Below are 22,887 nucleotides of genomic sequence, written 5' to 3'. Positions count from 1 at the left end.
ATATACAGACGTCGAAGAACAGGGCAGTCACTCTGCCCTGTCTGAATTAGCGGGTTATTTCCCGCCAGTCATTACCGTATTCGTCACAGATGACGGGGTCGTCCAGTGTTCCGGTCACAGGCCATGCATCAAGGAACTTCAGCCCACGCACAATACTGTTCTCAACATCGTCGAGCAAAATGATGCTGTTAAACCAAACACTCCCGCATGGCCAGCGCCAGCTGTACCCTTCGTGAACAGTTTTTCCGTCCTCCCACCACGTGCGTCCCATCATCATTGCTCCCGCATCGGCAAGCTCCGGGGTCTGCGCAGAAACCATATGGTAAACCATCATTTCCACGCCGCTGATTTCAACGGCGAATCCAACAAGCCACGTATTCATACGGATTTGACCTCATCAATCGCACACTGCAGAGCGTCCCAATTTAATCCGATATTGGCATCATGGCTGTCTTGCGCACGCTCCATAGCCGCTTCAATCATGTATTCATCGAGCGTGTCGTCGAGGGATAAAAAGTCGTCGGCCAGCCAGAACGTCCCGCAACACAAGGCATCGTCGGGGTAGCGTGAAAGTCGGCTTTTAAAGGCAGCAATTGTCATTGACCGCGCGGTTACATCAGGTTTCAACATAGAAATATCCTTCCACATAATGACTGCAGAACATTGTGGATAACCTGCCCGTAACCGATCGAGAGAGGGATGTGACAAGAGAAACCTGCAATTGTTTATTTTTTGAGCGACCGGAAGATAAAATGGCGAATTCTTTTTCAGTTAAAACACGTCATTAGGAAAAAGGAATTTTCCCAACTTGCCATATAGGAACATTCCCGCTCATAATACTGGTAATCCATACAGTATTGTGAGTTTTAACAATGAAAGCAGAAATCATCACGGCCATTACAACCTCACGCCTTCAACTGCCACTTTTTAGCGATACCTGCGCGGCCGGTTTTCCTTCTCCGGCTCAGGACTACATTGAAGCGCAGCTCGATTTAAATGATTTCTGTATCCGTCACCCTTCAGCGACATACTTCGTTCGTGCGCAGGGTGAATCAATGGTTGAAGCGGGCATTTTGTCAGGCGATTTATTGGTGGTAGACCGCGCCCTGACACCGTCTCACGGAGATACGGTCATCGCTGCAGTGGACGGAGAATTCACGGTTAAGCGGCTTTGCACACATCCGCAGCTCTGCTTGCAGCCGATGAACAGTGCTTACAGCCCAATATTTGTCGATCCTGACGAGTTGGATATCTTTGGGGTAGTCACGCACGCAATTCATACGCTGGACAAAAGTTAATATGTTCCTGCTCTGCGATGTAAATGCGATGTACGCCAGCTGCGAACAACTGTTTAGGCCCGACTTGAAGGGAAAACCGGTGATCGTGCTTAGCAACAACGACGGCGCGATTGTCGCAGCGAACAGAGAGGCGAAAGCACTCGGCATCAAACGAGGCGCCCCATTCTTTCAAGCTAAGGCATTGATACAACAGCATCAGATAGCCTGTTTCAGTTCGAATTACGCGTTATATGGCGACATCAGCCACAGGATAATGTCGATATTAGAGTCACTGGCACCGTCGCTGGAAATTTATAGTATCGATGAGGCATTTCTACAGATAGCCGGCATCGATGCCAGCGAGCCGTATCTTGATTATGGACGACGAGTTCGGGCGACCGTAGCCCAACGAACGGGCCTAACCTGTGGCATTGGTATCGCACAAACGCGGACGTTGGCCAAGTTAGCCAACCACGCAGCAAAGACCTGGCCCGCCACGGGAGGCGTCGTCGATTTAAGCGACCGCATACGTCAGCGCAAACTGATGGCGCTGCTTCCGGTCGACGAGGTATGGGGAATTGGACGCAAGCTGTCAGCAAAACTTCGCTTAATGGGTATCGAAACGGTCCTGCAGCTGGCTGACGCGAACTTGCAGTTGATGAAGAAAACATTCGGCGTCGTTGTTGAGAGAACCATCAGAGAGTTAAACGGCATACCCTGTATATCGATTGAAGCGCTGCCGGCAAAACAGCAAATCATCTGCAGCCGTAGTTTTGGAGAACGCATCACGCAGCTGCAGGACATGAAACAAGCGATATGTCAGTACGCCGAACGTGCTGCTGAAAAGCTGCGTGAGGAAAAGCAGTATTGCCGCCACGTTAGCGTTTTTCTGCGTACCAGTCCGTATGCCAACGAGCCGCAGTACGGCAACAGTGCTAATCAGATCATGATGTTGGCCACACAGGATACGCGCGATATTGTCGCAGCTGCGATGAAAGCGCTGTCTCAAATCTGGCGGGATGGATATCGCTATCAAAAAGCGGGGATCATGCTCAATGATTTCTGCAGTCGTCCGGGACAGATAGACATGTTTGATGAGACGCCGCCGCGCGCGAACAGTGAACAACTGATGAAAGTTGTCGATCGCATTAACAGCACAGGTGTCGGAAAAGTATGGTTTGGCGGACAGGGGATTGAGAAAGGCTGGAGGATGAAAAGAGAAATGCTATCGCCAGCATATACGACGCAATGGAAAGATCTCCCTATCGCAGCCTTGTCATAACCCCCCAGAGAACGCTTCAGGTCACACGCTAGATAGCTCGTTAACAAATACACCTACATGTCATATATATGACATGTAGGTGTGCGCAACTAAAAAACATCAACCATAAAATACTCATATGATAATACTTAAAAACACATATATGTATTGATATGAGATTTACAACCACTCACTAAGCCTGTAAAATCCCAACAAGAACACATATATGTATAAATGGTAATATATATGTGTATTTTAAACATGATTAGTGACTTTTTGAGGTTTATGATGCGTATATATGTTGATGACGGTTCTACGAACATTAAGCTCGCTTGGAAAGATAATGGTGAAGTTAAAACCTTTATCAGTCCTAACAGTTTTAAACCGGAATGGTCGCTAAATTTATTCAGCGATCAAATATCTGCCAACTATGAAATCGAGGGTGAGAAATTTAGCTTTGATCCAGGCAGCGTTGACGCTGTTGTTACAACCGAAACACGCTATCAATACAGTCTTGTCAATACAGTGGCTATCCATCACGCCTTACTCCAATCAGGAATTAAGCCGCAGGACATCGACGTTGTCGTAACTCTCCCACTATCCGAGTATCTTGATTCAGACTTCCAGCCTAAAACTGAAAACATCACGCGTAAGAAAAACAGCGTGAAACGAACTGTCTCTCTACAGGGAAATAAATCAGGGTTTTCAATAGGTAAGGTATCAGTATTGCCGGAGAGTATACCTGCCGGATTTAACGTGCTCACAGGGCTTGAGGATGATGATTCACTGCTTATTGTTGATTTAGGGGGTACGACACTGGATGTATCCCATGTACGCAGCAAAATGTCTGGTATAACCAATACGTGGTGCGATCCTAAAATCGGCGTTTCTATCATCACCAATGACATAAAAAATGTACTGGCATCATATACTCGTATCAGCTCACTTCAGGCTGATAAGATGATCATAAATCGCGATGAGAACGGTTGGTTAGAACACCGTTTACCAGATGCCGAGATGAGAACTCAAGTCATTAACGCAATTGAAGCTAAAAAGAAACTCCTTGTAAATCGTGTGCTTAATGTTATAGATCGGTTTAACGGTTATACACATATCATGTGTGTAGGAGGGGGCGCGAAATTGATTGCTGAAGATATCCAGAAGAATACAAACATCCCAGCCGCTCGTTTTTATACAAGTGATAATCCACAGTTTGATCTGGTTCTTGGCATGCTAGAAATGAAGGAAGGAAGCAGCAATGGCTAATACAGATGGTGCCCGTAAGATAGCGTTTAATTTATATCCGACAGAAGAGATAGGAGATAAGTTAGCCAGCGATTTACTAGACGAAACTCGTCTAAAAGAGCGAGGTCGAACTATGCGGGCATTTCTGTTAACTGGCGCTGCTTTAGCAGCAATAGACCGCCGCATTCCTAATCTGATAGCCGAACTAGCAACTAAAGACATAACCATCAGGGATATTCAACGAATTATCAGTAGCGTAATTCCAGATGCATTTTCACCCGATGATGCGATGGTAGAAACAATACTTAATCGCCTTGGTCAGTCGGTGACTGCAGAGCAAAGTAAAGGTTTTAAGAGCGAACCCACTAAATCTGAAGAAGATATCAACGTCATTAAGACTCGGTCTAACAGTAATAGTATGTTTCCTGACGACGACTAGCATCAGAGCACTACGGCTCCCAGCCTGCGAGATTGGGAGCCGTAAACAACTGAAAATTAATCATTTTTATAATAATGAAATCATGAAATCATACTTTCATTATTTCATTTTATTCCTATACATATCATAGCCTGCTAGAAGCATATCCGTCATCGATATCCCCTGCTCTGCTGCATAAGCCTTCATTTCTTTATGCTTAGACACTGGAACTTTTATCTGGATTGGTTTTACAGATGAATCCGGTGCAGCACCTTTCCCAGTTACATCCAGAGTTGGCTCATCCTCTTTTGGAGGTTCGATTTTGATTGTATTTTTTGGGCCCTTCATAGATAACCTCTCAACCTAAAATGAAATAATTAAATCATGCTATCATGAATTAATTATATCATGAACTTCTTCTATCATTTGCTTTGCTGTTTCGTTTAGCGATTTGAATGGTGTTTCATGCAACGCCTTTCCTGCGTCAAGAGCTTCTCCATAGCTGGTTTTAAATGGTATGACTGTATTAAGAACTTTATAGCCCCACGCTCTTATAGTGTCCTGAGCTTTTTCGCCTTGAGATGGCGAAGGAGATTTCGCGACTGCAAATACAATTTTCTCCTTATCAATGCCTTTTTTAATCAACTCACGCGCCAATTCGAGCGATGGCTCGAGATCATCAATAGTGGTACCAGTAGCGATAATGACAAGATCAGATTCATCAGCAACATCGAGAGATGTAGTTTCAGCGGCAGGACGGCCATCAATAATGAGCAGATGGCAGCTATCTTTCATTCTAATAGCGGTTTCTACACGACGATAAAGAGCGCAATCAATTTGGCTCAGACCACTTTTTTCACGTCGTTCCGCCCACTTCAAGGAAGTTTGTTGCTTCGTATCTATATCAGCTAAATGCGTTTTCCATCCAGCATCAGTAAATCCAACGGCTAACGTTCTAGCATCAGTACTTTTTGAACCACCACCCTTCTGGCCAACAATCGATATAACCTTTCCCATCACATCACCCCTTCATTAAATCATGATTTCATTATAGCAATCACGTAATTCATTCACTATGACATAGCTTACATTTAGCCACAACATTAAATCATGATTTAATGATTTCAATAAAACATGAAAAATATAACACAATGAATTATATATATAAAAACATGAATTAAATCATGCTTTCATTAAATCATGATTTAATGACTTGCGTAATAATCGGTGATATACTAACCATAATAAGTAAAACATCATCATATGGAGAAAGTCATGAAAGGCACTATCGAAACAACTGAAGGCCATATTTCTATTACGACTGATAGCCCATCTGTAGACGTCGCAGGTGATATTACTACTGAAGGCGCACCAGTAAACTTACGAAGCTTCAAAGTTTGTCGTAGTAAAAAAAATGAAAAATCTGCTTCTGAGACTCCGTTCTTTTTATCCAAACATGAACATAACGGACAAACATTTTACATGTTGGAATCGATGATAGATGAGTGAAGTGATAGAAGTCGTAATATAGTAAAAGTGGATGTCCTCTTATTAACATCCACACTGTCCACCTGATAGGCAGGCGGCAGCATAAAAGGAAATTGAGCCATGAAAGATACCATTCAAGATTTCATCATTGGTCAAATTGCTAATGAAGAAAGCGAGCAAGCTGCAAAGCTCGCATTCGCAATTCGTGAAGCAACTAAAGAGTACAAAGAAAACGCCGGTTATAACAAAAATAGCTTCTCTGTTGATGCCCAATACGAACACGGCGAATTTAATGCTCAATGCTCTTTCTCGGAAGACTCGACAATGACCGTAATGTATTACGAAGACACTGATAATATAACGGTTAACTCCTTGTTTAATCTCCAAAATGAAAAAGAACTGCGACGTTTGGCAGGCTTGATGCTCAGCCAAGGCTGGGTATCAGGATTCAAAGGTTAGGGTAGATAATAAGCCCAATTCGTCGTTTTATTGGAGTTAGACACATGATAGCTACGCACGCACCTAAGATGTTCAACGCACGCATTAAGTCCTCAGCTATTGCCGCAAAGATTGTGGGCAAAGTTCCGCCTTCGATGATTTGTTCACAGACAATTGAAATGCGCAGGGAAATGTGGGCCGCCCCAGTCAGCGCTGCAGAAATGAAAATATGGCGAGAAGCGGTGGCAAAACTCCCTAATGATTTTTCGCTTGAGCCACAGTTGCCTGACATTAAAGATCCTCAACTGAAACAACTTTTGATTCCAACTGATTGGCGCAATGATCAATATATTAGCGTTTCACCCGTTGCGAGCATGGGGGTCATACACGAGCTATATAAGCGGCTTTACGAGCAGAACCTCCTATTTAAAAAATGGGTTATTCAGCCGACACCTGCGGCGATGGCTAATCACGGTGAAGCTTTACTCATGCAAAGCGGTGCTGTTCGGATGTTATGTAGAGGACCTGCAAAAATCGCACAGGGAAATTGGCGAGGGGATTTCGTGCAGCTTACAGCTCGTTGCGAAGGCATGAACATATCTTCCGGAATGGTAGCTGCAGGCTTCCCAGCAATAACAGCAATTGGTGGTTTTGTTCACTCTCTTGAGCGAAAAATCGGTCAAGACATTGAATTCGCTTTTGGTTTTAAGTCTGCTGATTGGGTTTCTGGTGTACCCAAACTGACTCTTTATAAAGCTAGCGATAGATCTTCATCTCCAACTGGACGTGTGAAAGGGGCCTGTAAGGTTACCCCTGGGCCTGGATATTCCACAGAAGAGATTGTAGCGAACTGCGAGATAGTATTGCTTTTAAAAACTAAGGCAGACTCGGCAGAGTTGAAAGATATCCTTATGAATACTCACAGGATTTCTGGAGGTCGTTTGTTTAATGTGGAAGTTTCTGTGATTTCCAACGGCATCCCGCCCAAAGCGAGCTATATGCTGGATGCATCAGCCGATATTAATCGGAAGAGGAAAAACGAAGGGTTTGACAGTCTCCAAGCAGCACTAGAAATGTACGCGATGGACGGTGGATGGGTCGATGGTGAATGGTTTCAATTACGAAATGGCTACACATTAAATCAAACTGGCTACGCATTTCTAGAGCGTCCAATAGAGCGGACAGGCTCGAGGGGGAATTATCCGCACGCCTGGGCTGAACCTACATTCACATTGATCACACAAGGGAGTATGTCAGAAAACTGTTGGTGGTCGAAAAACAGTAACGATACTGGAATGTTTTGGAAAGGAAATTGACCTGACCACAATGCCGGCGGCAGAACTGGAGAGGGGGTTATTAAGTATAAGCAAAAATAACCCCCTTGCTTTATCCACCAACTGTCGATGGTGTAATGATGTAATGATGTAATGATGTAATTAAATCATGATTTAATGAAATAATGAAAAAATGAAAGCATCACACATCACTTGTATGTCTATTCATAGGATATGACGCTAGAGTCGCCTTGGGCGCGTAGTTTTACTAAACATCGTAACGGAAGCTTGTAGCGCGGCCTTTTGTGTTTGCACTCGAGCTTCAGGAAGTGGTTGAGCCCGTACCGTTCCGGGTCCTTCAGGGTACCTGACCTTAGCCTCATATTTGTCGCCAGAGAATCGCCGAAATGAAAACTCGCTCGTAGGCCGTAGACTTCCGTCCGGCATAATTTCCAGTAAAGTACGATCAGAATTGGTGACGACATGTCGTCGTGGGGGAATTATAGGTTCCCAAGATTGACGTATCTGTGTGGTCTCTTTTAACCAAAGTTCTGCGGGTTGAAAAATCGCGCGAAAGCTCGCCGTGATTTTATCGAAGAGTTCTTCTTCGCCAACAGCAATAATAAGCCGCTCTTTATTACTCATCTTAATCGTTATATTTGATCTGCGAACAATGCTTTTAGGTCATCTCAGTGACCTTCTTAAAACATAAAGCAGGGATAGTTAGGGAGTAGAGGATACTAACTGTTCCCTTTTAGCATGGCTACCGCATCGGTTTCTGGCATCTGAAACTGTACGCGGTGCCTTGCAGCGACATCGAGCGCAAACACCTTCGTATACACCTCGGTCGAACTGACCGACTTGTGTCCCATCAGGCTCTGCAGCACCTTCAGCGGAATACCGGCGTACAGCATGTGCATGGCATAGGAGTGCCGGAAAGTATGCGGCGTCAACAGCCTCATTGATCCACGTCCTGACGGTTCGGTCAGTCACGCTCCAGATCCGCGCCTTTTCCATTCTTCCGCTGCGTTTATTGCGTCGTTCCTGGGGAATTTTTAACGTCGCAATCATCATCTGCAGCTGCGAGACATACTGCGTGTCAGAGAGTGGGACCAGACGATGCGAAGTGCTTCCTGTCGGTGTACGACCTGCGGTTCTGGCGGCTTTTTCTTATCGCTGCTTTAACGTTGCCAACTGAACAAACGGGTATTCCCACGCCACTTTGGACATTTAGGTCATTCTGTCCAATTAAAGCCGAAGGATTACAACTCGGCTTCAATAAATTGGACATATCACATCATGCAAATGGCTGCACTGGAACTCTAGGTGTAGTGTAGTAACGATTTAGAACTATTTTCTGTTCATCAACACTGAGATGCTTTGGAGCATCATCATTAACAACTAAACACAGTTTCAGTCCATCTGCCGAACTTTCTTTCTGTACAACTTTTACTACTTCCTCGAATGCCTCAATTGCGTTTGTATTCGCGTGACAAATAATACGTTCGCAAAAAGTTTTGGGAAGCGGTGTCGTTACAGCAGTAATAGCTGATATTAATGCTCCGAATGTACCATCGCCGTGATGTTCAATAACGCCCCGCATAAATTTTGCGTCGGTTAGGTGAAACTCAAAGTTTTGGTGATATGGATACTTGTCTACTTGACTCATTACAAAACCTCTCATTAGGTGTTAGTTACTGTATTGTACCACTACGTCGCACACTATCGCCGTACCATTCGCAGTCCGGTTCACTCCGGCCTGGTTTATTCTCGCGGCCAACTGTACAGAAAGGTAATTCCTTCCAGTAACACTTGAATACTAAGTTCCCCCCCCAATATCTTGATTGCGGTGTTTCTCTACAAGCACAACCGATGAAAAACAATTTCACAATAAGGACTACATATGTCGTGGACACAGAGGGTTTCAACTTGTTTTGGCGATCAAGATTGCGTGTTTGCTGGTCATGCTACTGAAATACAGAATTCGAGGGTGGTGATTGAAGCCGCTAAAGAGGACGGAGCATTATTTGAGGATTTTGAAAAAGAAATGGTCTGGTACATCTACCAAAATTTTAAAGCCCCAGGAATGCTTCAGACTCACATTGAAAAACAAGTAGCCAAAGCTAAACAGATGTGGTGATACTTCAGGCTGCTGTAGCAGCCTTTTTTACTCCCCCCTTTAATTCCCCACGCCAGCTTGGACGTTCAGGTAATTCTGTCCATTTAGTGAAGACATCATCGGATTGCCTGCCGTACTCAACGAAAGACACATGAAAAATGCTGCTTGCCCTGGACATTCCGGCACTATCGGAAAAAATGTCCAGAGACACTATAATGCAGATCGTATTTATTCCGGTTGTCAAAAAACTAAAAATATGTGCTGGTTTTGACTTAACCTCGTCCTTTCAGCAACGCCACGGCTTCATCTCCTGGCATCTGAAACTGAACCCTGTGCCTCGCAGCGACATCGAGCGCAAACACCTTCGTATAGACCTCGGTCGAGCTGACCGACTTATGCCCCATAAGGCTCTGCAGCACCTTCAGAGGAATACCGGCGTACAGCATGTGCATGGCATAGGAGTGCCGGAAAGTATGCGGCGTCACCGGCACAGAGAACGTCACTCCATCGGCTGCTGCGGCGTCAACAGCCTCATTGATCCACGTCCTGACGGTTCGGTCAGTCACGCTCCAGATCCGCGCCTTTTCCATTCTTCCGCTGCGTTTATTGCGTCGTTCCTGGGGAATTTTTAACGTCGCAATCATCATCTGCAGCTGAGAGACATACTGCGTGTCAGAGAGTGGGACCAGACGATGCGAAGTACTGCCTGTCGGTGTTCGGCCCGCTGTTCTGGCGGCTTTTTCTTCTCGCTGCTTTAACGTGGCTAGTTGAACAAACGGGTAGGGCGGAGCCAGAGAAAAATCCCCCCGCGTCAACGCCAGCGCTTCATTAATACGCGCGCCGGTATTCCACAGCGTGGCCAACAGCATCTTACGGTGCAGATCGGGGACATAATGAAGCAGGGCACTCACTTCCGGTGCTAGCAGGTATTTCGGTAACTCGTCCTGAACAATCGCCATCTGACGCAGGGCAAGTGCCGACGAGTAGTCAATCGCGACAGGAAGATGTACAGAGGAGGTCTGGATATACTGAGCAGGCAGATTCACTGCGTTCCTCCTTGCTGATTGTTATTAGCAATATTGTGCTGTAGAGCAACATTGAGTTGAGCAAAAGCCTGTTGCCGCAACGTTGCCTGAACCGAACGTCTGGTTCGTTCCAGTCGCCACTCTTTCCAGAGAACGTTCTGTGCCGACCAGGGAGAAGCATCGAGACGAGTGTTCGGTAAGCCAGCAAACTGTCGCAACCGTCGCGCCTGGATGATGGCCTTGAGCCCGAGCCGGATGTATTGATACTGTCGTACCTCAAAAAATTCGTCGTAATCGGGAGGGTAAGCTTCAGCAGCATCGATGGCACGATCGGCCTCTCTCTGAATCACAGGCAATTCCCGTATACGGTACATCAGCTTAGCCGACAAAACCCGCCAGTCGCCTGTGACTGCATCGTAACTGAGGTTAGAAACAGTCGTTTCCGGAACGGTAATCCTGTCCTGGTTTAAGTAACCTTGATCGGTTGCGACGCTGGCGCAGGCTTCTGCAAATTGCTCGAGCAAAAAGACCAGCTCTGTGGCAATAAATAGTCGTTCACTGGATTGCTTCGCTGCTGCGGCCCTTTCCTCGCGCTTTCGGGTAAAATAATGCGTCAGACCCACGCCCCCCAGGGCCGCGCCAACCGACGCTACTGCCGTGATAATTTGTGGCGCCAGACTGGCGCCGTCCTTCACCACCTTTACACCTTCAGTGGCAATAAACCAGTCAGCCATGCTTTTTCCTTATTGAGAAATCCTGTTACTCATCATGATCGCTGCTTAATTTGTTGGTTGAGCGCGTTCTTTTATAATCTCCTTGGCGATATCACAAAATTGATCATGCTCACTCTCCAAATAGGCATAGTAGATCCGTGCATCCTGCTCGGTTAGCCCATTTGGGTTCCCTACAAAATACGCCCGCAACGTGGTAATGGCGTGTCGATAGGTGGCCAGATCATATGCCCAGTCGGCGAGCTCTCCTGCTGCGTCCATTTCTTGTTCAAACAAGACATACTGCTTTTCTAAGATATCCAGTCCAAGACGAGTCGCTGCATGGATATTACCTTCATCGCCATTCGCGATGGCGTTGCGGATTTTTTCAAATGAATATCCAAAGCCATCTTTACCGGTGATCGATTCAAACATCTCATTTTCCTTAAGGTGATAGTAATACGACTAAATATTATTTACGTGCATATAGATGTATAAGCATTTATCACTAAAAGTGAATACAACAGCAGTAACAGTCTCACCAAGTAATTATCGAATCCCGATGTCGGCATGATCCGATTTTCTTGGATATTAACATTTTTCGGAAGTCGGTCATGATGCTTAGGCGCACACTCTGGATGTACTCCCTCGCCACGAGTATGATAAGACAATATCAATACTACTATATATAGTGGCTAAAAATAAAATCCGACCGCGCATATTGATTTTTTCGACGAAGGACGACCTAGAGAGGAGCAAGATCCGTTTCTGCCAGAAATCGGATCTGCGTGATGAGAAAGGCGTAAGAGATATGATTTTATATAAAGATACATAAAATCATACTAGATGTGATATTTGTCATAATACATAAATTCATACCTGATTTGATATTTACCAAAGTAGAGATAAATCATTCACCATATAAATTTATCATTTTACGTACATAATCAGATGGAGCATGCAGGATGGATGAAAAAGTATACTTTCGCCTCAGCTATGAAACGATGACCGGCGATACGGAAGACTTCATTAACGCATGTCTTGAACGGGCAAACCGTGCGGACTGCAACGATACCGATGCGGAGATTGCCCGCGCACGCAGCGCCATCGAACTCTGGTACTGTCTGGCGCTGGCGGGTCGTGCCCAGACGACGTCGCCGACAGGGACCATCTGCGGTTCTCTGAAATGCTCCTGCGCGCCACGATAGCAGAACACCGCGCATGTCAGCAGTAACCTCCCGCGGGCCGTCGCCGCTGCAACGACGGGTGCTGATTGTGCTGGCTGCAATGGAACAGCGGGGGACACACCGCGTCCGTACCCGAGATTTAGAGCATCTGCTGGCGCAGGGTGGAGAGGTTCCGGTCTATGGACCCAACCTGCGCGCCTCCTGCCGACGGATGGAAACCGCAGGCTGGCTGCGTACCCTGCGGGCATCCAACTTGCAGCTGGCCGTGGAATTAACCGAGACAGGTCGGGAACTTGCCGAGCCTCTGCTCATCGAGGAACAAAACCGCTGTGAAGCCGAGCGTCGGGCAAGCGAAGTCAGAGTGCTCCCGCTGAGGGGATCACGCCCAACGGAATCCACGCAGGAAACGCCATTAGACATCCCCGTTGAGCTTGACGGTAACCGGCATACCGGTTGGCGTGGGGTTTATGTCATCCGTCTTGATGGCTCAACTTGCCTGCAGCTGTGGAACGCCGCTGGACAAATGAGCCGCCTCGAGGGGGACCCTTTACAGGTCGCCACGTGGCTACAAGCATGCCATGACGCGGGGTTAGATATACGCGTACAAATTAATGAAAGTCCCACTCAAACCGATGTCATCGATGTTCAGTGGCCAGCCGACCTAACCCCGACTCGTCCGAGCGAAGACGAAGAACAATAACTAAGTAAGTTTTATCAAAAGGTACAGCGAGTCACTTAAAGAAATGTCTTGGGTCAGCACGTTCATATCAGGATGTAGTCTCATTATATCCGGTATCGCCCTGATACTGACTAACGTGGTCTTTATGGCGGTTCTCGCATTTGCGATAGGGGTTATGGTCTGTGCGTTGTCTGGGGCAGTGTATCACGACAGCAAGCTGACAGAAGAGGATGAGAGTCGGTGAAGCGAGAAAGCACTATGGGCCTCCTGAAGCTATGAAACTCGTTATTGCCTGGCGTAGACATTATTTTTATCCACATATCCACTTAATAGATCCAATAACTTACCCTATATAGTCCAAATAGATCCAAACTGATCCCACTTACGCTGAGCCTTTTGATAGCAAGCCTCTCAGGGCATCTTGGTGTGTCGAAACGGGAAAAAGGTGGGTCCCAGTGGGGATATCGTGTGTCAAAACAGGAAAAAGGTGGGTAGAATTGGGAAAAATGGTGTGTCAAAGTGGGAAGAATAACCCATGATTCACAAAACTGCTGATACGGATATAACTATATGACCGGAAAGGTTTTTATTGGCGAGGTTCTAGGCCAGGATTCTGAAGTTGAACACAACAAACTCACAGTGACAAGTAAGGCAACTGTTCAGCCAGTCGCACTGATGAGACTTAACGTTTTTGTCCCATCCAGCAGACCCGCAAAAGGGCTACAAACGTCAATTGACGCAAGTTCAGTGTTTAAGGATCTTGAATATTCTCGTCGTGAAGGTTACGACGACATACGCATTACTGGCGAACGGCTGAGCATGGCCGTTGACTTCAAAGTCTGGGTCGGGATCATTGAAGCATTCAGCAAATATGGGCTTAACACTAACAGTGTTAAGCTTACCTTTCATGAGTTCGCGGGAATGTGCCGGTTTGAATCGAAAAGATTTGATTCTCGTCTTCGTAAAAGCATTTCAGATGCGCTTACCCGCATTCGTGGGAAAACAATTACTTTTACTAGGAATGGCACGGATGGGCCAAAAAAAGTATCAGTAACAGGCTTACTTAAAACCGGTGAACTGGACTTTGAGCGAGATCAGGTTGTGTTAGAAGCGGACCATCGATTGTGGGAACTCTATCAAACTGATTACACGGTATTACTCCGGTATAAACCCATAAATGCCCTTACTCGTAAAGAGGCAGCGCAGGCGCTATATACCTTCATCGAAAGCCTACCAACAAATCCAGTGCCCATATCGTTTAAAAGGATACGCGACAGACTGTCATTGTTATCTCCAGTAAAAGAGCAAAACCGTATCATTAAGCTCGCACTTAACCAACTGCAGGAAATTGGTTATCTGGAACATAGCATCACTAAAAAGGGTAAAGAAACTTTTGTAATGATCCACCGGCGTTCTGCAAATTTAAAACCTTGAAACGAAAGTTAGGTGTGTTGAAGTAGGAAGAACGAATTGAGTGTGTGGGAGTGGGAATTTCTGTTAGATGTGGCACAAGCCCTCAGATAACGGGTGTGTCCTAGTGGGATGCAGGCTTTCTTTCCCATACACTGGGATTTACGGACCCTACTGCTATCTGGTTTCCTTCAAGGTCATTATCAATACTTCCCGCTTCGGCCCACCTTTCCCATTTTGTATTCCCACTTCGACCCACTACACCAGATCAACATGATTTCCTCAGTACTCAGGTTGGCGAGCAGTGCGCAGCCAAGCTTTGAATGCCGCTTTGCGGCATGGAGGCGCCTGCTGATGTTTAATAAGGCTCTGTAAGTCACCGGCGCCGGTGACGCGGCGTAGCCGCTCTGTTCTGATAGGTATCCCCAATCCCTATCCCACCCCTGCAAAGCTAAACCCGCTTAAAGCAATGTGAGAGCTTCATTATGCGGTCGGAGTGACCACGACAAGGCTTAGCCGCAGTCGGGGTGTATCTCCGCGTTAGCGGGTCGTAGAGCCGCTTACGCGCATGTATTCAAACCTTTCCGCCACCTATCCAAGATTTTGTATGTGGTTAGAGTTATCTCGGATGGGGCCCGCCACTTGCGGTTGAAGGTACTTTCAATTATTTTTTCTTATCTCGGGTATATACATTCCGTCTCAAAAACCCCGTGTCCGTTCAAAACTCGCTTTTGGACTGGTGAGGGGGTTAGACAAGCCCGGAGGGCGCGTCAGCCAGCCACATTTAGGTATCCCTTAATGATACTATCTAACTAAATTCGAAAATCCTGTTATGATACCATTTAAAAGGTACCCCTATAATTGTTACCATTTAAAAGTTACCAGTGGTGAGAAAATGTACATTTATGCTTATCTTCGGGCATCTACAATTGAGCAAGACGCTCTTCGCGCAAAAAACAGGCTGAAGGAATTTGCAACTCATCATGGACAACGTATTGCCGGTTGGTATGTTGAGAATGCCTCTGGAGCCTCGCTTGACCGTCCTGAGCTTACCCGTATGCTTTCTGATATGGAGTCAGGGGATGTGATATTGATAGAGCAGGTCGATAGGTTGTCGCGTCTTAGCGATGAAGACTGGGACACACTGAAGCGTAGAATGCTTGAGAAGGACTTGTCAGTTATCAGTCTTGACCTTCCAACCAGTCATATAGCTCTTACTCATGCGGCTTCAGACAACTTTACACGAAGTATGCTTAGGGCTGTCAATTGTATGATGCTCGATATGTTGGCCGCTATCGCTCGTAAAGATTATGAGGATCGTCGCCGACGACAGAAAGAAGGTGTAGAAAAAGCCAGACAGGAAGGGAAATATGCCGGACGGCAACCTGATATGGCAAAACACGAGTTAATAACAACTTTACGGCTACATAACGGTAAATCCATAAATGAAACGGCGCGACTGGCAGGTGTATCAAGAATGACCGTTATTCGCGTATGCAAAACTAATAAAGGATGCTTAGAATCACAGTCGGAATCTGATGTTGCTTTAATATTAAAATGAAACCCCGAAATTAATCGGAGTTTCATTATTTTACGGTTAACAGGGTCCCGATCTCGGGAGTGATGTAAAAATACGCTTACAGAAGCGGTAATACAAATATTATTTTTGGCTGTCGAGCCATTTATTCATGTGCTCAATTTCACCTTTCTGAGCTTTTATGATGTCCTGCGCAAGCTTTCTCATTTCGGGATCTTTTCCGTATTTAAGTTCGGTCTCAGCCATGGCGATTGCCCCTTCATGGTGAGCAACCATACCTTTTGCAAACGCCTTGTCGGGATCGGACTCATTAACGGCGGCCATCATTTTGGCATGCATGTCTTTCATGCCTGCCATATATTCCTGTGACGATGCCGATGAGGACATATCAGACATTTTCATGTCCGAATGTTCGGCGGAAATGGCGGGCAGGGATAACATTAATATAACAAAAAGGCTGTTTCTGATTTTCATATAAAAATTCCTTTCAGGTAGGTACCGGTAAATTGTAGCTGAGTCAGTTAAAAAAGCCCCCTGGCGGGGGCAAAAAGAAGCAACAAATCCGGTAAAGGAATAATCTATCAGGGAAAAGGTAACAGCACGGATACTACCGTCGCATTCAGCCTGCATTGATCATGCGGCGGTGCGCTTCGGCCATGGCCTGATGTGGGCCGGATTGCCCGTTATTCATGAATTCATGGGCAACCGCTGCTCTTTCATGCTCATTCATCGCCGCGTAAGACGTTGACGGGACGGTCGTGGATACCGTGTTATTTCCCATCATCTTCTGATGACTTTCCACCATTTTCTGGTGCGCATCCGCCGAGCCGTTCGTCATGGTTTCATGAGCAATAATGGCCTGTTCATGCTGGTCCATACCGGTCATACGAGGAGCAGTCCCCTGGATCCCGACAGGAGCCGCAGCAGACTGCATCTGGTGAGCAGGAGCCTGTGCATTGTTGACGCGATCATGGATATTCACGGTTTCAGTGGCCCAGGCCGATGAAATTAAACCAAAGCCCAGCAAAGATGCTAATACGATATTTTTCATGATAACTCTCCATTTCTGAATTAGTGATGTCCGGGGAAGTACAACCGGTGTTTTCAGTTCCATAACTGAAACAAGTTCGGCAGCGTTTATTTCTCCGGAAGAGGGCTGGATATTCATTTCCTGGCGTACTCTGACGCCGGGTATTGATGAAGCAATCCAGCCTTCCTGATAAGTTGCACTAATTATATCGAATGGCTTCTGTTTGCTGCATGACAGGCTAATGACATCTTTGTCATTTACATCTTTATTTTCAGCATTGGGTTTCCGGGATCATTTTCTCCAGTCTGGGCACGGATAAGATAAAACGCGTGGAGCGTACGTCTGATTCCACCTGCACTCTTCCGTGATGTGCTTCCACGATTGACTTCACAATCGCAAGGCCGATGCCGCTGCCTTCTCCTTTTCGTTGTCTGGATGGATCCACCCGATAAAAACGGTCAAACAGCCTTGATAAATGTTCTTCAGGGATCGGTTTCCCTGGATTTTCAATCACAAGGTCAAAAAAGCTCTCCTGCTTTCTTATTGAGACGGTGATGGCCTGTCCCTCCGGGGTATAACGCAGGGCATTGGATAACAGATTATTGATCGCTCTTCTGAACATTTGTGGATCTCCCTCAACCAGGCAGGGCATCCCGTTAAATTTGAGCGTGATATTGCGTTCTTCGGCCCAGGCTTCGAAAAACTCGAAGACTTTCATGACTTCTGCTCTGAGGTCAAAACGGACCCTGTCAGGTATAAGCTGGTTATTGTCCGCCTGTGCCAGAAACAGCATGTCGCTGACCATTTTGGTCATCCGGTTATACTCTTCAAGACTGGAGTAGAGGACATCCTCAAGTTCCTTCTGGGTTCGATCCTGACTCAGTGCGATTTCAGTCTGCGTCACCAGATTGGTGATGGGCGTTCTGATCTCATGCGCGATATCGGCAGAGAAATTGGCCTGGCGGGTAAAGACGTCCTCAATCTTTCCAATCATATGATTGAACGAGATAACCAGTTGCTCCAGCTCAATGGGAACGCGTGTCGGTTCCAGCCGCGCATCAAGATTCTCGGAGGTGATGTTTTTAATGGCATTGCTGACATTACGAAGGGGCAGGTGCCCCTGACGGACAGCGATGCGAATGATCAGAACAATCAGCAGGCTTATCACGACGGCGATCGCAATCAGATTTTTTTTCAGCGCATCGAGGTAATGGAGATGGAAATTAATGGAGAGGCCAGTCAGCATGACATAATTCTGCTGTTTGCCCTGAAATATCGCCTGGCCAGAGGAGGCGATAATCCGGTATGTTTCCATCTTCATTTCAGACCCGGTATCCATCGGTCTCGCAGGATCCTCCACCGTCCAGAGAAAGACATCCCGTGCGCGGCTGTGCTCGCTAAAATCTGCGGAATTCACGGCCGGGTGTAGTGCCGCCCCCTGCGCTGAACTAAAGAGCACTTCCCCCCTGGGATTGAGGAGCAAAAGGGCAACGTTGCGGTAGCTGGCAATCGACTCCTTTATTTTGCTTACTTTTTTTTCATCCGGATCCACCGGGGACTGCAGTATACGGTTCAGGGTAGTGCTGATTTGTTGAAGATCGCTGACATCCTGCTCGGCAAAATGATTTTCAACAGAATGCAGCATAAACCAGGTGAAGGCGATAAAAGCCAGTATCGTGGACAGGCTGATAAAAAAGGTCAGCCGCAGGGCGAGTGAGAAAGGGCGCCTGGAAGGTTTGCTATGCATCCGGGGCCTCCAGCATATAGCCCACGCCCCGGACAGTCTGGATCAGCTTTGTCCCGTAATCGTTGTCTATTTTAGCGCGGAGTCGCTTTACGGCGACATCAATCGCGTTAGTGTCGCTGTCAAAATTCATGTCCCAGACCTGAGAGGCAATCAGGGAGCGGGGAAGAACCTCGCCCTGATGGCGAATGAAAAATTCCAGCAGGCTGAACTCTTTACTGGTGAGCACAATGCGGTTTCCGGCGCGACTGACTTTTCTGGATACGAGATCCATCGAGAGATCAGCCACCCTAAACTGGCTTTCCGTGATCATCGCGTTTCCCCGCCTCAGAAGGGTTCTCACCCGGGCCAGCAGTTCGGCAAACGCAAAGGGTTTAACCAGATAATCGTCCGCACCCAGTTCCAGTCCTTTGACCCTGTGTTCGATCGTGCCGAGGGCCGTCAGTAGTAAGACCGGCATACCCTTTCCGGCAGTGCGCAGCATGCGGATGATATCCCAGCCGTTCACATCAGGCAGCATGATGTCCAGAATGACTAAATCATACTCGGCTGTCATGGCGAGATGATATCCGGTAAGACCATTATCAGCGTGATCCACTACGAACCCTGCCTCTGTAAGCCCTTTGCTGAGATATTCACCTGTTTTAATTTCGTCTTCGACGATCAATATTTTCATCTTGCTCCCCGTCTGGCTGCTAATGTCATTCTATTGCGCCCACGATCGTAATCAACGAATTACCGTAAAAATGACAACATTGTCATTATTCTGTCACCCGACAAACAGAGTGCATTCTGTAAAGTAACCCTGGTAATACTCTGAACTTCATTTGAACCATTTACCAGGTCTGCCTGGACGAGAAGCAATATGTTCAAATTAAAACTACTCAGCATCAGCACAATCTTCATTCTGGCTGGTTGTGTCTCTCTGGCGCCTGAATATCAGCGTCCGGCAGCACCGGTACCCCAGCAGTTTTCACTGTCCCGTAACAGCCTGACGCCAGCGGTGAATGGCTATCAGGATACGGGCTGGCGTAACTTTTTTGTCGATCCCCAGGTCACCCGGCTGATTACTGAAGCCCTGACTAATAACCGTGATTTGAGAATGGCTGCACTGAAGGTTGAAGAGGCCCGGGCCCAGTTCAACGTCACGGATGCAGATCGTTATCCCCAGCTGAATGCCTCATCCGGGATCACATACAGCGGTGGTCTGAAAGGTGACAAGCCGACCACACAGGAGTACGACGCAGGTCTGGAGTTCAGTTATGAGCTCGATTTTTTCGGCAAACTTAAGAACATGAGTGATGCTGATCGCCAGAACTACTTTGCCAGCGAAGAAGCCCGTCGGGCCGTACACATCCTTCTGGTATCCAACGTTTCACAAAGCTATTTCAGCCAGCAACTGGCGTACGAACAACTTCGTATTGCGCGGGAAACGCTGAAAAATTATCAACAGTCCTATGCTTTCGTTGAGCAGCAGCTCGTGACCGGGAGTACGAACGTTCTGGCACTTGAACAGGCGCGAGGACAAATCGAAAGTACCCGCGCCGAAATAGCCAAACGAGAAGGCGATCTGGCTCAGGCAAACAATGCCCTGCAACTGGTGCTGGGAACGTACCGCGCACTTCCGTCAGAAAAAGGGATGAAAGGCGGGGAGATAGCCCCAGTAAAATTGCCACCAAATCTGTCTTCACAAATTTTGCTGCAGCGACCGGATATTATGGAAGCGGAATATCAGCTGAAAGCGGCTGATGCCAATATTGGCGCAGCGCGAGCGGCCTTTTTCCCCTCAATTACCCTGACCAGTGGTCTTTCCGCAAGCAGTACGGAGCTGTCCAGCCTGTTTACGTCAGGAAGTGGAATGTGGAATTTTATCCCTAAAATTGAAATTCCTATATTTAATGCTGGCAGGAATAAAGCCAATCTGAAGCTGGCTGAAATTCGCCAGCAACAGTCGGTGGTTAATTACGAACAAAAAATTCAGTCAGCCTTTAAGGATGTTTCCGACACGCTTGCGCTGCGCGACAGCCTTAGCCAGCAACTTGAGTCACAGCAGCGTTATCTTGATTCACTTCAGATAACTCTCCAGCGTGCCAGAGGATTATATTCCAGTGGTGCTGTCAGTTACATTGAAGTGCTGGATGCAGAGCGTTCTCTCTTCGCTACGCAGCAAACCATTCTCGATCTTACCTATTCCCGGCAGGTTAACGAAATTAATCTGTTTACCGCACTGGGTGGCGGTTGGGTAGAGTAAATTTATTTAATTAATCAGGAAATTTAAAATGCGTAATTCATTTAAAGCCGTTTTATTTGGTGCCTTCTCTGTCATATTTTCTGCCGGTCTTCATGCTGAAACACATCAGCATGGTGATATGAATGCTGCCAGTGACGCTTCGGTACAGCAGGTTATCAGGGGCTCCGGTGTCGTTAAAGCCATTGATATGAATAGTAAAAAAATCACCATTTCGCACGAAGCTATCCCTGATGTGGGCTGGCCTGCAATGACCATGCGCTTCACTTTTGTTAATGCAGACGACGCTATTAATGCCCTGAAAACTGGCAGCCACGTTGATTTCTCGTTTATTCAGCAGGGTAATATTTCTTTACTTAAAAGCATTAACGTGACGCAGTCCTGATTGGCTGTCCGGAGCGATTACATCCTGTGCGCCTGTACATTCACATAGGTATATGTGTGAGTTAACCGTCAGGCGCATATGCCAGGTGTTTTGATTTTTTAGCGGAAAATTGTATGGCTTCTTTAAAGATAAAATATGCTGCAATAATTATCAGCAGCCTCATAGCAGGGGGGCTGATATCGGTTACTGCCTGGCAGTATGTAAACTCAGCACAAAAGACAGAAAAAACAGAACAAAAGGCACCGGAACGAAAGGTGCTTTTCTGGTATGACCCAATGAAACCGGATACCAAATTTGATAAACCCGGAAAATCTCCCTTTATGGATATGGACCTGGTGCCTAAATATGCTGATGAAAGCGGCGAGAGCAGCAGTAGCGGGATCCGTATTGATCCAACTCAGGTTCAGAACCTGGGATTAAAAACGCAAAAAGTCACGCGTGGTATGTTGAATTATTCCCAGACAATCCCGGCTAATGTCAGCTATAACGAGTATCAGTTTGTTATTGTGCAGGCGCGTTCTGACGGGTTTGTCGAAAAAGTCTACCCCATGACGACTGGCGATCATGTGAAGAAGGGTACGCCACTTATCGATATTACCATTCCGGACTGGGTGGAAGCACAGAGTGAATTCCTTTTGTTATCCAGCACCGGCGGTACTTCCACGCAAATTAAAGGCGTTCTGGAACGGCTTCGCCTGGCAGGTATGCCGGAAGAGGATATTCAGAGACTGCGTTCTACCCGGAGCATCCAGACCCGTTTTACCATTAAAGCTCCTATAGACGGTGTTATTACAGCGTTTGACCTGCGTACCGGAATGAATATTTCGAAAGATAAAGTAGTGGCGCAGATTCAGGGGATGGATCCGGTCTGGATCAGTGCCGCAGTTCCTGAATCAATTGCCTATCTGCTGAAAGATACGTCGCAATTTGAAATCTCGGTCCCGGCATATCCGGATAAAACGTTTCATGTCGAAAAATGGAACATTCTGCCGAGTGTGGACCAGACAACCCGCACGCTGCAGGTTCGTCTGCAGGTCACTAACAAAGATGAACTCCTGAAACCGGGCATGAATGCCTATCTGAAACTGAATACCAAGAGCCAGGAGATGCTGCTGATACCAAGCCAGGCCGTTATCGATACTGGCAAAGAACAGCGTGTGATTACTGTTGATGATGAAGGCAAGTTTGTGCCGAAACAGATCCACGTTCTGCATGAATCACAGCAACAGTCCGGCATCGGTTCCGGCCTGAATGAAGGCGATATCGTGGTGGTCAGTGGCCTGTTCCTCATTGACTCCGAAGCCAATATTACGGGCGCGCTGGAACGTATGCGCCACCCTGAAAAAACAGAAAGCAGTATGCCAGCAGTGTCTGACCAGCCTGTAAATATGCATTCAGGGCACTGAGGAGAC

26 protein-coding genes and 2 pseudogenes are annotated in these 22,887 nt (G+C 46.8%); 15 read left to right on the top strand and 13 right to left on the bottom strand.

Translation table 11 applies throughout. The features are described 5' to 3' along the window. Positions 1-46: 46 nt before the first annotated feature. The gene (locus tag M988_RS21325; RefSeq protein ID WP_064575698.1) at positions 47-382 is read right to left on the bottom strand and encodes a hypothetical protein; all 336 of its coding nucleotides are present in this window, start codon (positions 380-382) and stop codon (positions 47-49) included. After that, positions 379-630, bottom strand: coding sequence for a hypothetical protein (locus M988_RS21320; protein ID WP_223283632.1), 252 nt, complete (start codon positions 628-630; stop codon positions 379-381). The genes M988_RS21325 and M988_RS21320 overlap by 4 nt, the downstream gene beginning before the upstream one ends. A gap of 242 nt (positions 631-872) precedes the next feature. Here M988_RS21320 and umuD point away from each other — a divergent pair, with 242 nt between their 5' ends. From umuD to M988_RS21300, 4 genes are all read left to right on the top strand, one after another. After that, entirely contained in the window at positions 873-1,298 is a 426-nt protein-coding gene (umuD, locus tag M988_RS21315) for a translesion error-prone DNA polymerase V autoproteolytic subunit (protein ID WP_064575696.1), read from the top strand. Position 1,299: 1 nt separating this feature from the next. Beyond that, the gene (gene umuC, locus M988_RS21310) at positions 1,300-2,559 is read left to right on the top strand and encodes a translesion error-prone DNA polymerase V subunit UmuC (RefSeq protein WP_064575695.1); all 1,260 of its coding nucleotides are present in this window, start codon (positions 1,300-1,302) and stop codon (positions 2,557-2,559) included. A 267-nt stretch (positions 2,560-2,826) separates the two neighbouring features. Beyond that, positions 2,827-3,804, top strand: a complete 978-nt coding sequence (gene parM, locus M988_RS21305) for a plasmid segregation protein ParM domain-containing protein (RefSeq protein WP_064575707.1) — start codon at positions 2,827-2,829, stop codon at positions 3,802-3,804. Further along, positions 3,797-4,222, top strand: coding sequence for a plasmid partitioning/stability family protein (locus tag M988_RS21300; RefSeq protein ID WP_064575692.1), 426 nt, complete (start codon positions 3,797-3,799; stop codon positions 4,220-4,222). The genes parM and M988_RS21300 overlap by 8 nt, the downstream gene beginning before the upstream one ends. A 99-nt stretch (positions 4,223-4,321) precedes the next feature. Here M988_RS21300 and M988_RS21295 read toward each other — a convergent pair whose 3' ends face one another. Further along, a complete protein-coding gene (locus tag M988_RS21295) occupies positions 4,322-4,549 on the bottom strand; it encodes a hypothetical protein (protein WP_064575690.1) in 228 nt (75 codons plus the stop codon). 42 nt (positions 4,550-4,591) lie between these two features. Next, positions 4,592-5,218 carry a ParA family protein gene (locus M988_RS21290; RefSeq protein ID WP_064575688.1) on the bottom strand — a complete coding sequence of 209 codons (627 nt, stop codon included), beginning with the start codon at positions 5,216-5,218 and terminating at the stop codon, positions 4,592-4,594. Positions 5,219-5,476: 258 nt separating this feature from the next. On the opposite strand from M988_RS21290, the gene M988_RS21285 reads away from it, so the two are divergent. The 3 genes from M988_RS21285 (at position 5,477) to M988_RS21275 (ending at position 7,443) form a co-directional block, all read left to right on the top strand. Beyond that, positions 5,477-5,710 (top strand): hypothetical protein, encoded by a 234-nt coding sequence (locus M988_RS21285; RefSeq protein ID WP_064575686.1) that lies wholly within the window; start codon positions 5,477-5,479, stop codon positions 5,708-5,710. Positions 5,711-5,809: 99 nt separating this feature from the next. Next, positions 5,810-6,148, top strand: coding sequence for a hypothetical protein (locus M988_RS21280; RefSeq protein WP_064575683.1), 339 nt, complete (start codon positions 5,810-5,812; stop codon positions 6,146-6,148). A 44-nt stretch (positions 6,149-6,192) separates the two neighbouring features. After that, positions 6,193-7,443 (top strand): hypothetical protein, encoded by a 1,251-nt coding sequence (locus tag M988_RS21275; RefSeq protein WP_064575681.1) that lies wholly within the window; start codon positions 6,193-6,195, stop codon positions 7,441-7,443. A gap of 698 nt (positions 7,444-8,141) precedes the next feature. Here the strand turns inward: M988_RS21275 and M988_RS21265 are convergent. Together M988_RS21265 and M988_RS21260 are read right to left on the bottom strand one after the other, a co-directional pair. Then, a pseudogene (locus tag M988_RS21265) lies at positions 8,142-8,610 on the bottom strand (tyrosine-type recombinase/integrase); the annotation flags it as partial. A gap of 88 nt (positions 8,611-8,698) precedes the next feature. Beyond that, a complete protein-coding gene (locus M988_RS21260; protein WP_064575678.1) occupies positions 8,699-9,070 on the bottom strand; it encodes a hypothetical protein in 372 nt (123 codons plus the stop codon). Between the two features lie 234 nt (positions 9,071-9,304). On the opposite strand from M988_RS21260, the gene M988_RS21255 reads away from it, so the two are divergent. Then, on the top strand, positions 9,305-9,541 hold the full coding sequence (locus M988_RS21255; RefSeq protein ID WP_064575677.1) for a hypothetical protein: 237 nt from the start codon (positions 9,305-9,307) through the stop codon (positions 9,539-9,541). Between the two features lie 251 nt (positions 9,542-9,792). Here M988_RS21255 and M988_RS21250 read toward each other — a convergent pair whose 3' ends face one another. From M988_RS21250 to M988_RS21240, 3 genes are read right to left on the bottom strand one after another with little or no spacing between them, the layout of a single operon-like run. Further along, positions 9,793-10,566, bottom strand: coding sequence for a site-specific integrase (locus M988_RS21250; RefSeq protein ID WP_064575674.1), 774 nt, complete (start codon positions 10,564-10,566; stop codon positions 9,793-9,795). Further along, positions 10,563-11,279 (bottom strand): hypothetical protein, encoded by a 717-nt coding sequence (locus tag M988_RS21245; protein WP_064575672.1) that lies wholly within the window; start codon positions 11,277-11,279, stop codon positions 10,563-10,565. Before M988_RS21245 ends, M988_RS21250 begins: the two co-directional genes overlap by 4 nt. Before the next feature lie 45 nt (positions 11,280-11,324). Beyond that, positions 11,325-11,690 carry a hypothetical protein gene (locus M988_RS21240; protein WP_064575670.1) on the bottom strand — a complete coding sequence of 122 codons (366 nt, stop codon included), beginning with the start codon at positions 11,688-11,690 and terminating at the stop codon, positions 11,325-11,327. Positions 11,691-12,220: 530 nt separating this feature from the next. On the opposite strand from M988_RS21240, the pseudogene M988_RS21235 reads away from it, so the two are divergent. The 4 genes and pseudogenes from M988_RS21235 (at position 12,221) to M988_RS21220 (ending at position 16,092) form a co-directional block, all read left to right on the top strand. After that, positions 12,221-12,489, top strand: a pseudogene (locus tag M988_RS21235) (hypothetical protein). Next, entirely contained in the window at positions 12,477-13,142 is a 666-nt protein-coding gene (locus M988_RS22720; protein ID WP_064575668.1) for a hypothetical protein, read from the top strand. The pseudogene M988_RS21235 and the gene M988_RS22720 overlap by 13 nt, the downstream one beginning before the upstream one ends. A 549-nt stretch (positions 13,143-13,691) precedes the next feature. Beyond that, positions 13,692-14,555: a RepB family plasmid replication initiator protein gene (locus tag M988_RS21225; protein WP_046360943.1), complete on the top strand. Its 864-nt coding sequence runs from the start codon at positions 13,692-13,694 to the stop codon at positions 14,553-14,555. Between the two features lie 871 nt (positions 14,556-15,426). Next, on the top strand, positions 15,427-16,092 hold the full coding sequence (locus M988_RS21220) for a recombinase family protein (RefSeq protein WP_039187491.1): 666 nt from the start codon (positions 15,427-15,429) through the stop codon (positions 16,090-16,092). 99 nt (positions 16,093-16,191) lie between these two features. Here M988_RS21220 and copM read toward each other — a convergent pair whose 3' ends face one another. From copM to silR, 4 genes are all read right to left on the bottom strand, one after another. Continuing rightward, positions 16,192-16,542: a CopM family metallochaperone gene (copM, locus tag M988_RS21215; RefSeq protein ID WP_008455279.1), complete on the bottom strand. Its 351-nt coding sequence runs from the start codon at positions 16,540-16,542 to the stop codon at positions 16,192-16,194. Positions 16,543-16,687: 145 nt separating this feature from the next. Beyond that, a complete protein-coding gene (gene silE, locus M988_RS21210; RefSeq protein WP_000790483.1) occupies positions 16,688-17,119 on the bottom strand; it encodes a silver-binding protein SilE in 432 nt (143 codons plus the stop codon). 250 nt (positions 17,120-17,369) lie between these two features. Next, positions 17,370-18,845 carry a copper/silver sensor histidine kinase SilS gene (silS, locus tag M988_RS21205; protein ID WP_032433718.1) on the bottom strand — a complete coding sequence of 492 codons (1,476 nt, stop codon included), beginning with the start codon at positions 18,843-18,845 and terminating at the stop codon, positions 17,370-17,372. Continuing rightward, the gene (gene silR / locus M988_RS21200; RefSeq protein ID WP_038633715.1) at positions 18,838-19,518 is read right to left on the bottom strand and encodes a copper/silver response regulator transcription factor SilR; all 681 of its coding nucleotides are present in this window, start codon (positions 19,516-19,518) and stop codon (positions 18,838-18,840) included. The genes silS and silR overlap by 8 nt, the downstream gene beginning before the upstream one ends. Positions 19,519-19,707: 189 nt before the next feature. Here silR and silC point away from each other — a divergent pair, with 189 nt between their 5' ends. The 3 genes from silC to silB all read left to right on the top strand — a co-directional run bounded on the left by silC (position 19,708) and on the right by silB (position 22,881). After that, positions 19,708-21,093 (top strand): Cu(+)/Ag(+) efflux RND transporter outer membrane channel SilC, encoded by a 1,386-nt coding sequence (gene silC / locus M988_RS21195; RefSeq protein WP_038633711.1) that lies wholly within the window; start codon positions 19,708-19,710, stop codon positions 21,091-21,093. A gap of 28 nt (positions 21,094-21,121) precedes the next feature. Further along, a complete protein-coding gene (gene cusF / locus M988_RS21190) occupies positions 21,122-21,475 on the top strand; it encodes a cation efflux system protein CusF (protein ID WP_009654303.1) in 354 nt (117 codons plus the stop codon). 113 nt (positions 21,476-21,588) lie between these two features. Further along, positions 21,589-22,881 carry a Cu(+)/Ag(+) efflux RND transporter periplasmic adaptor subunit SilB gene (gene silB, locus M988_RS21185; protein ID WP_039187496.1) on the top strand — a complete coding sequence of 431 codons (1,293 nt, stop codon included), beginning with the start codon at positions 21,589-21,591 and terminating at the stop codon, positions 22,879-22,881. The last annotated feature ends 6 nt before the right edge of the window (positions 22,882-22,887 follow it).

This window comes from Hafnia paralvei ATCC 29927 (assembly GCF_001655005.1).
In the GTDB taxonomy this organism is placed as follows: Bacteria; Pseudomonadota; Gammaproteobacteria; order Enterobacterales; family Enterobacteriaceae; genus Hafnia; species Hafnia paralvei.
This window is presented reverse-complemented; position numbering and strand designations above follow the sequence as displayed.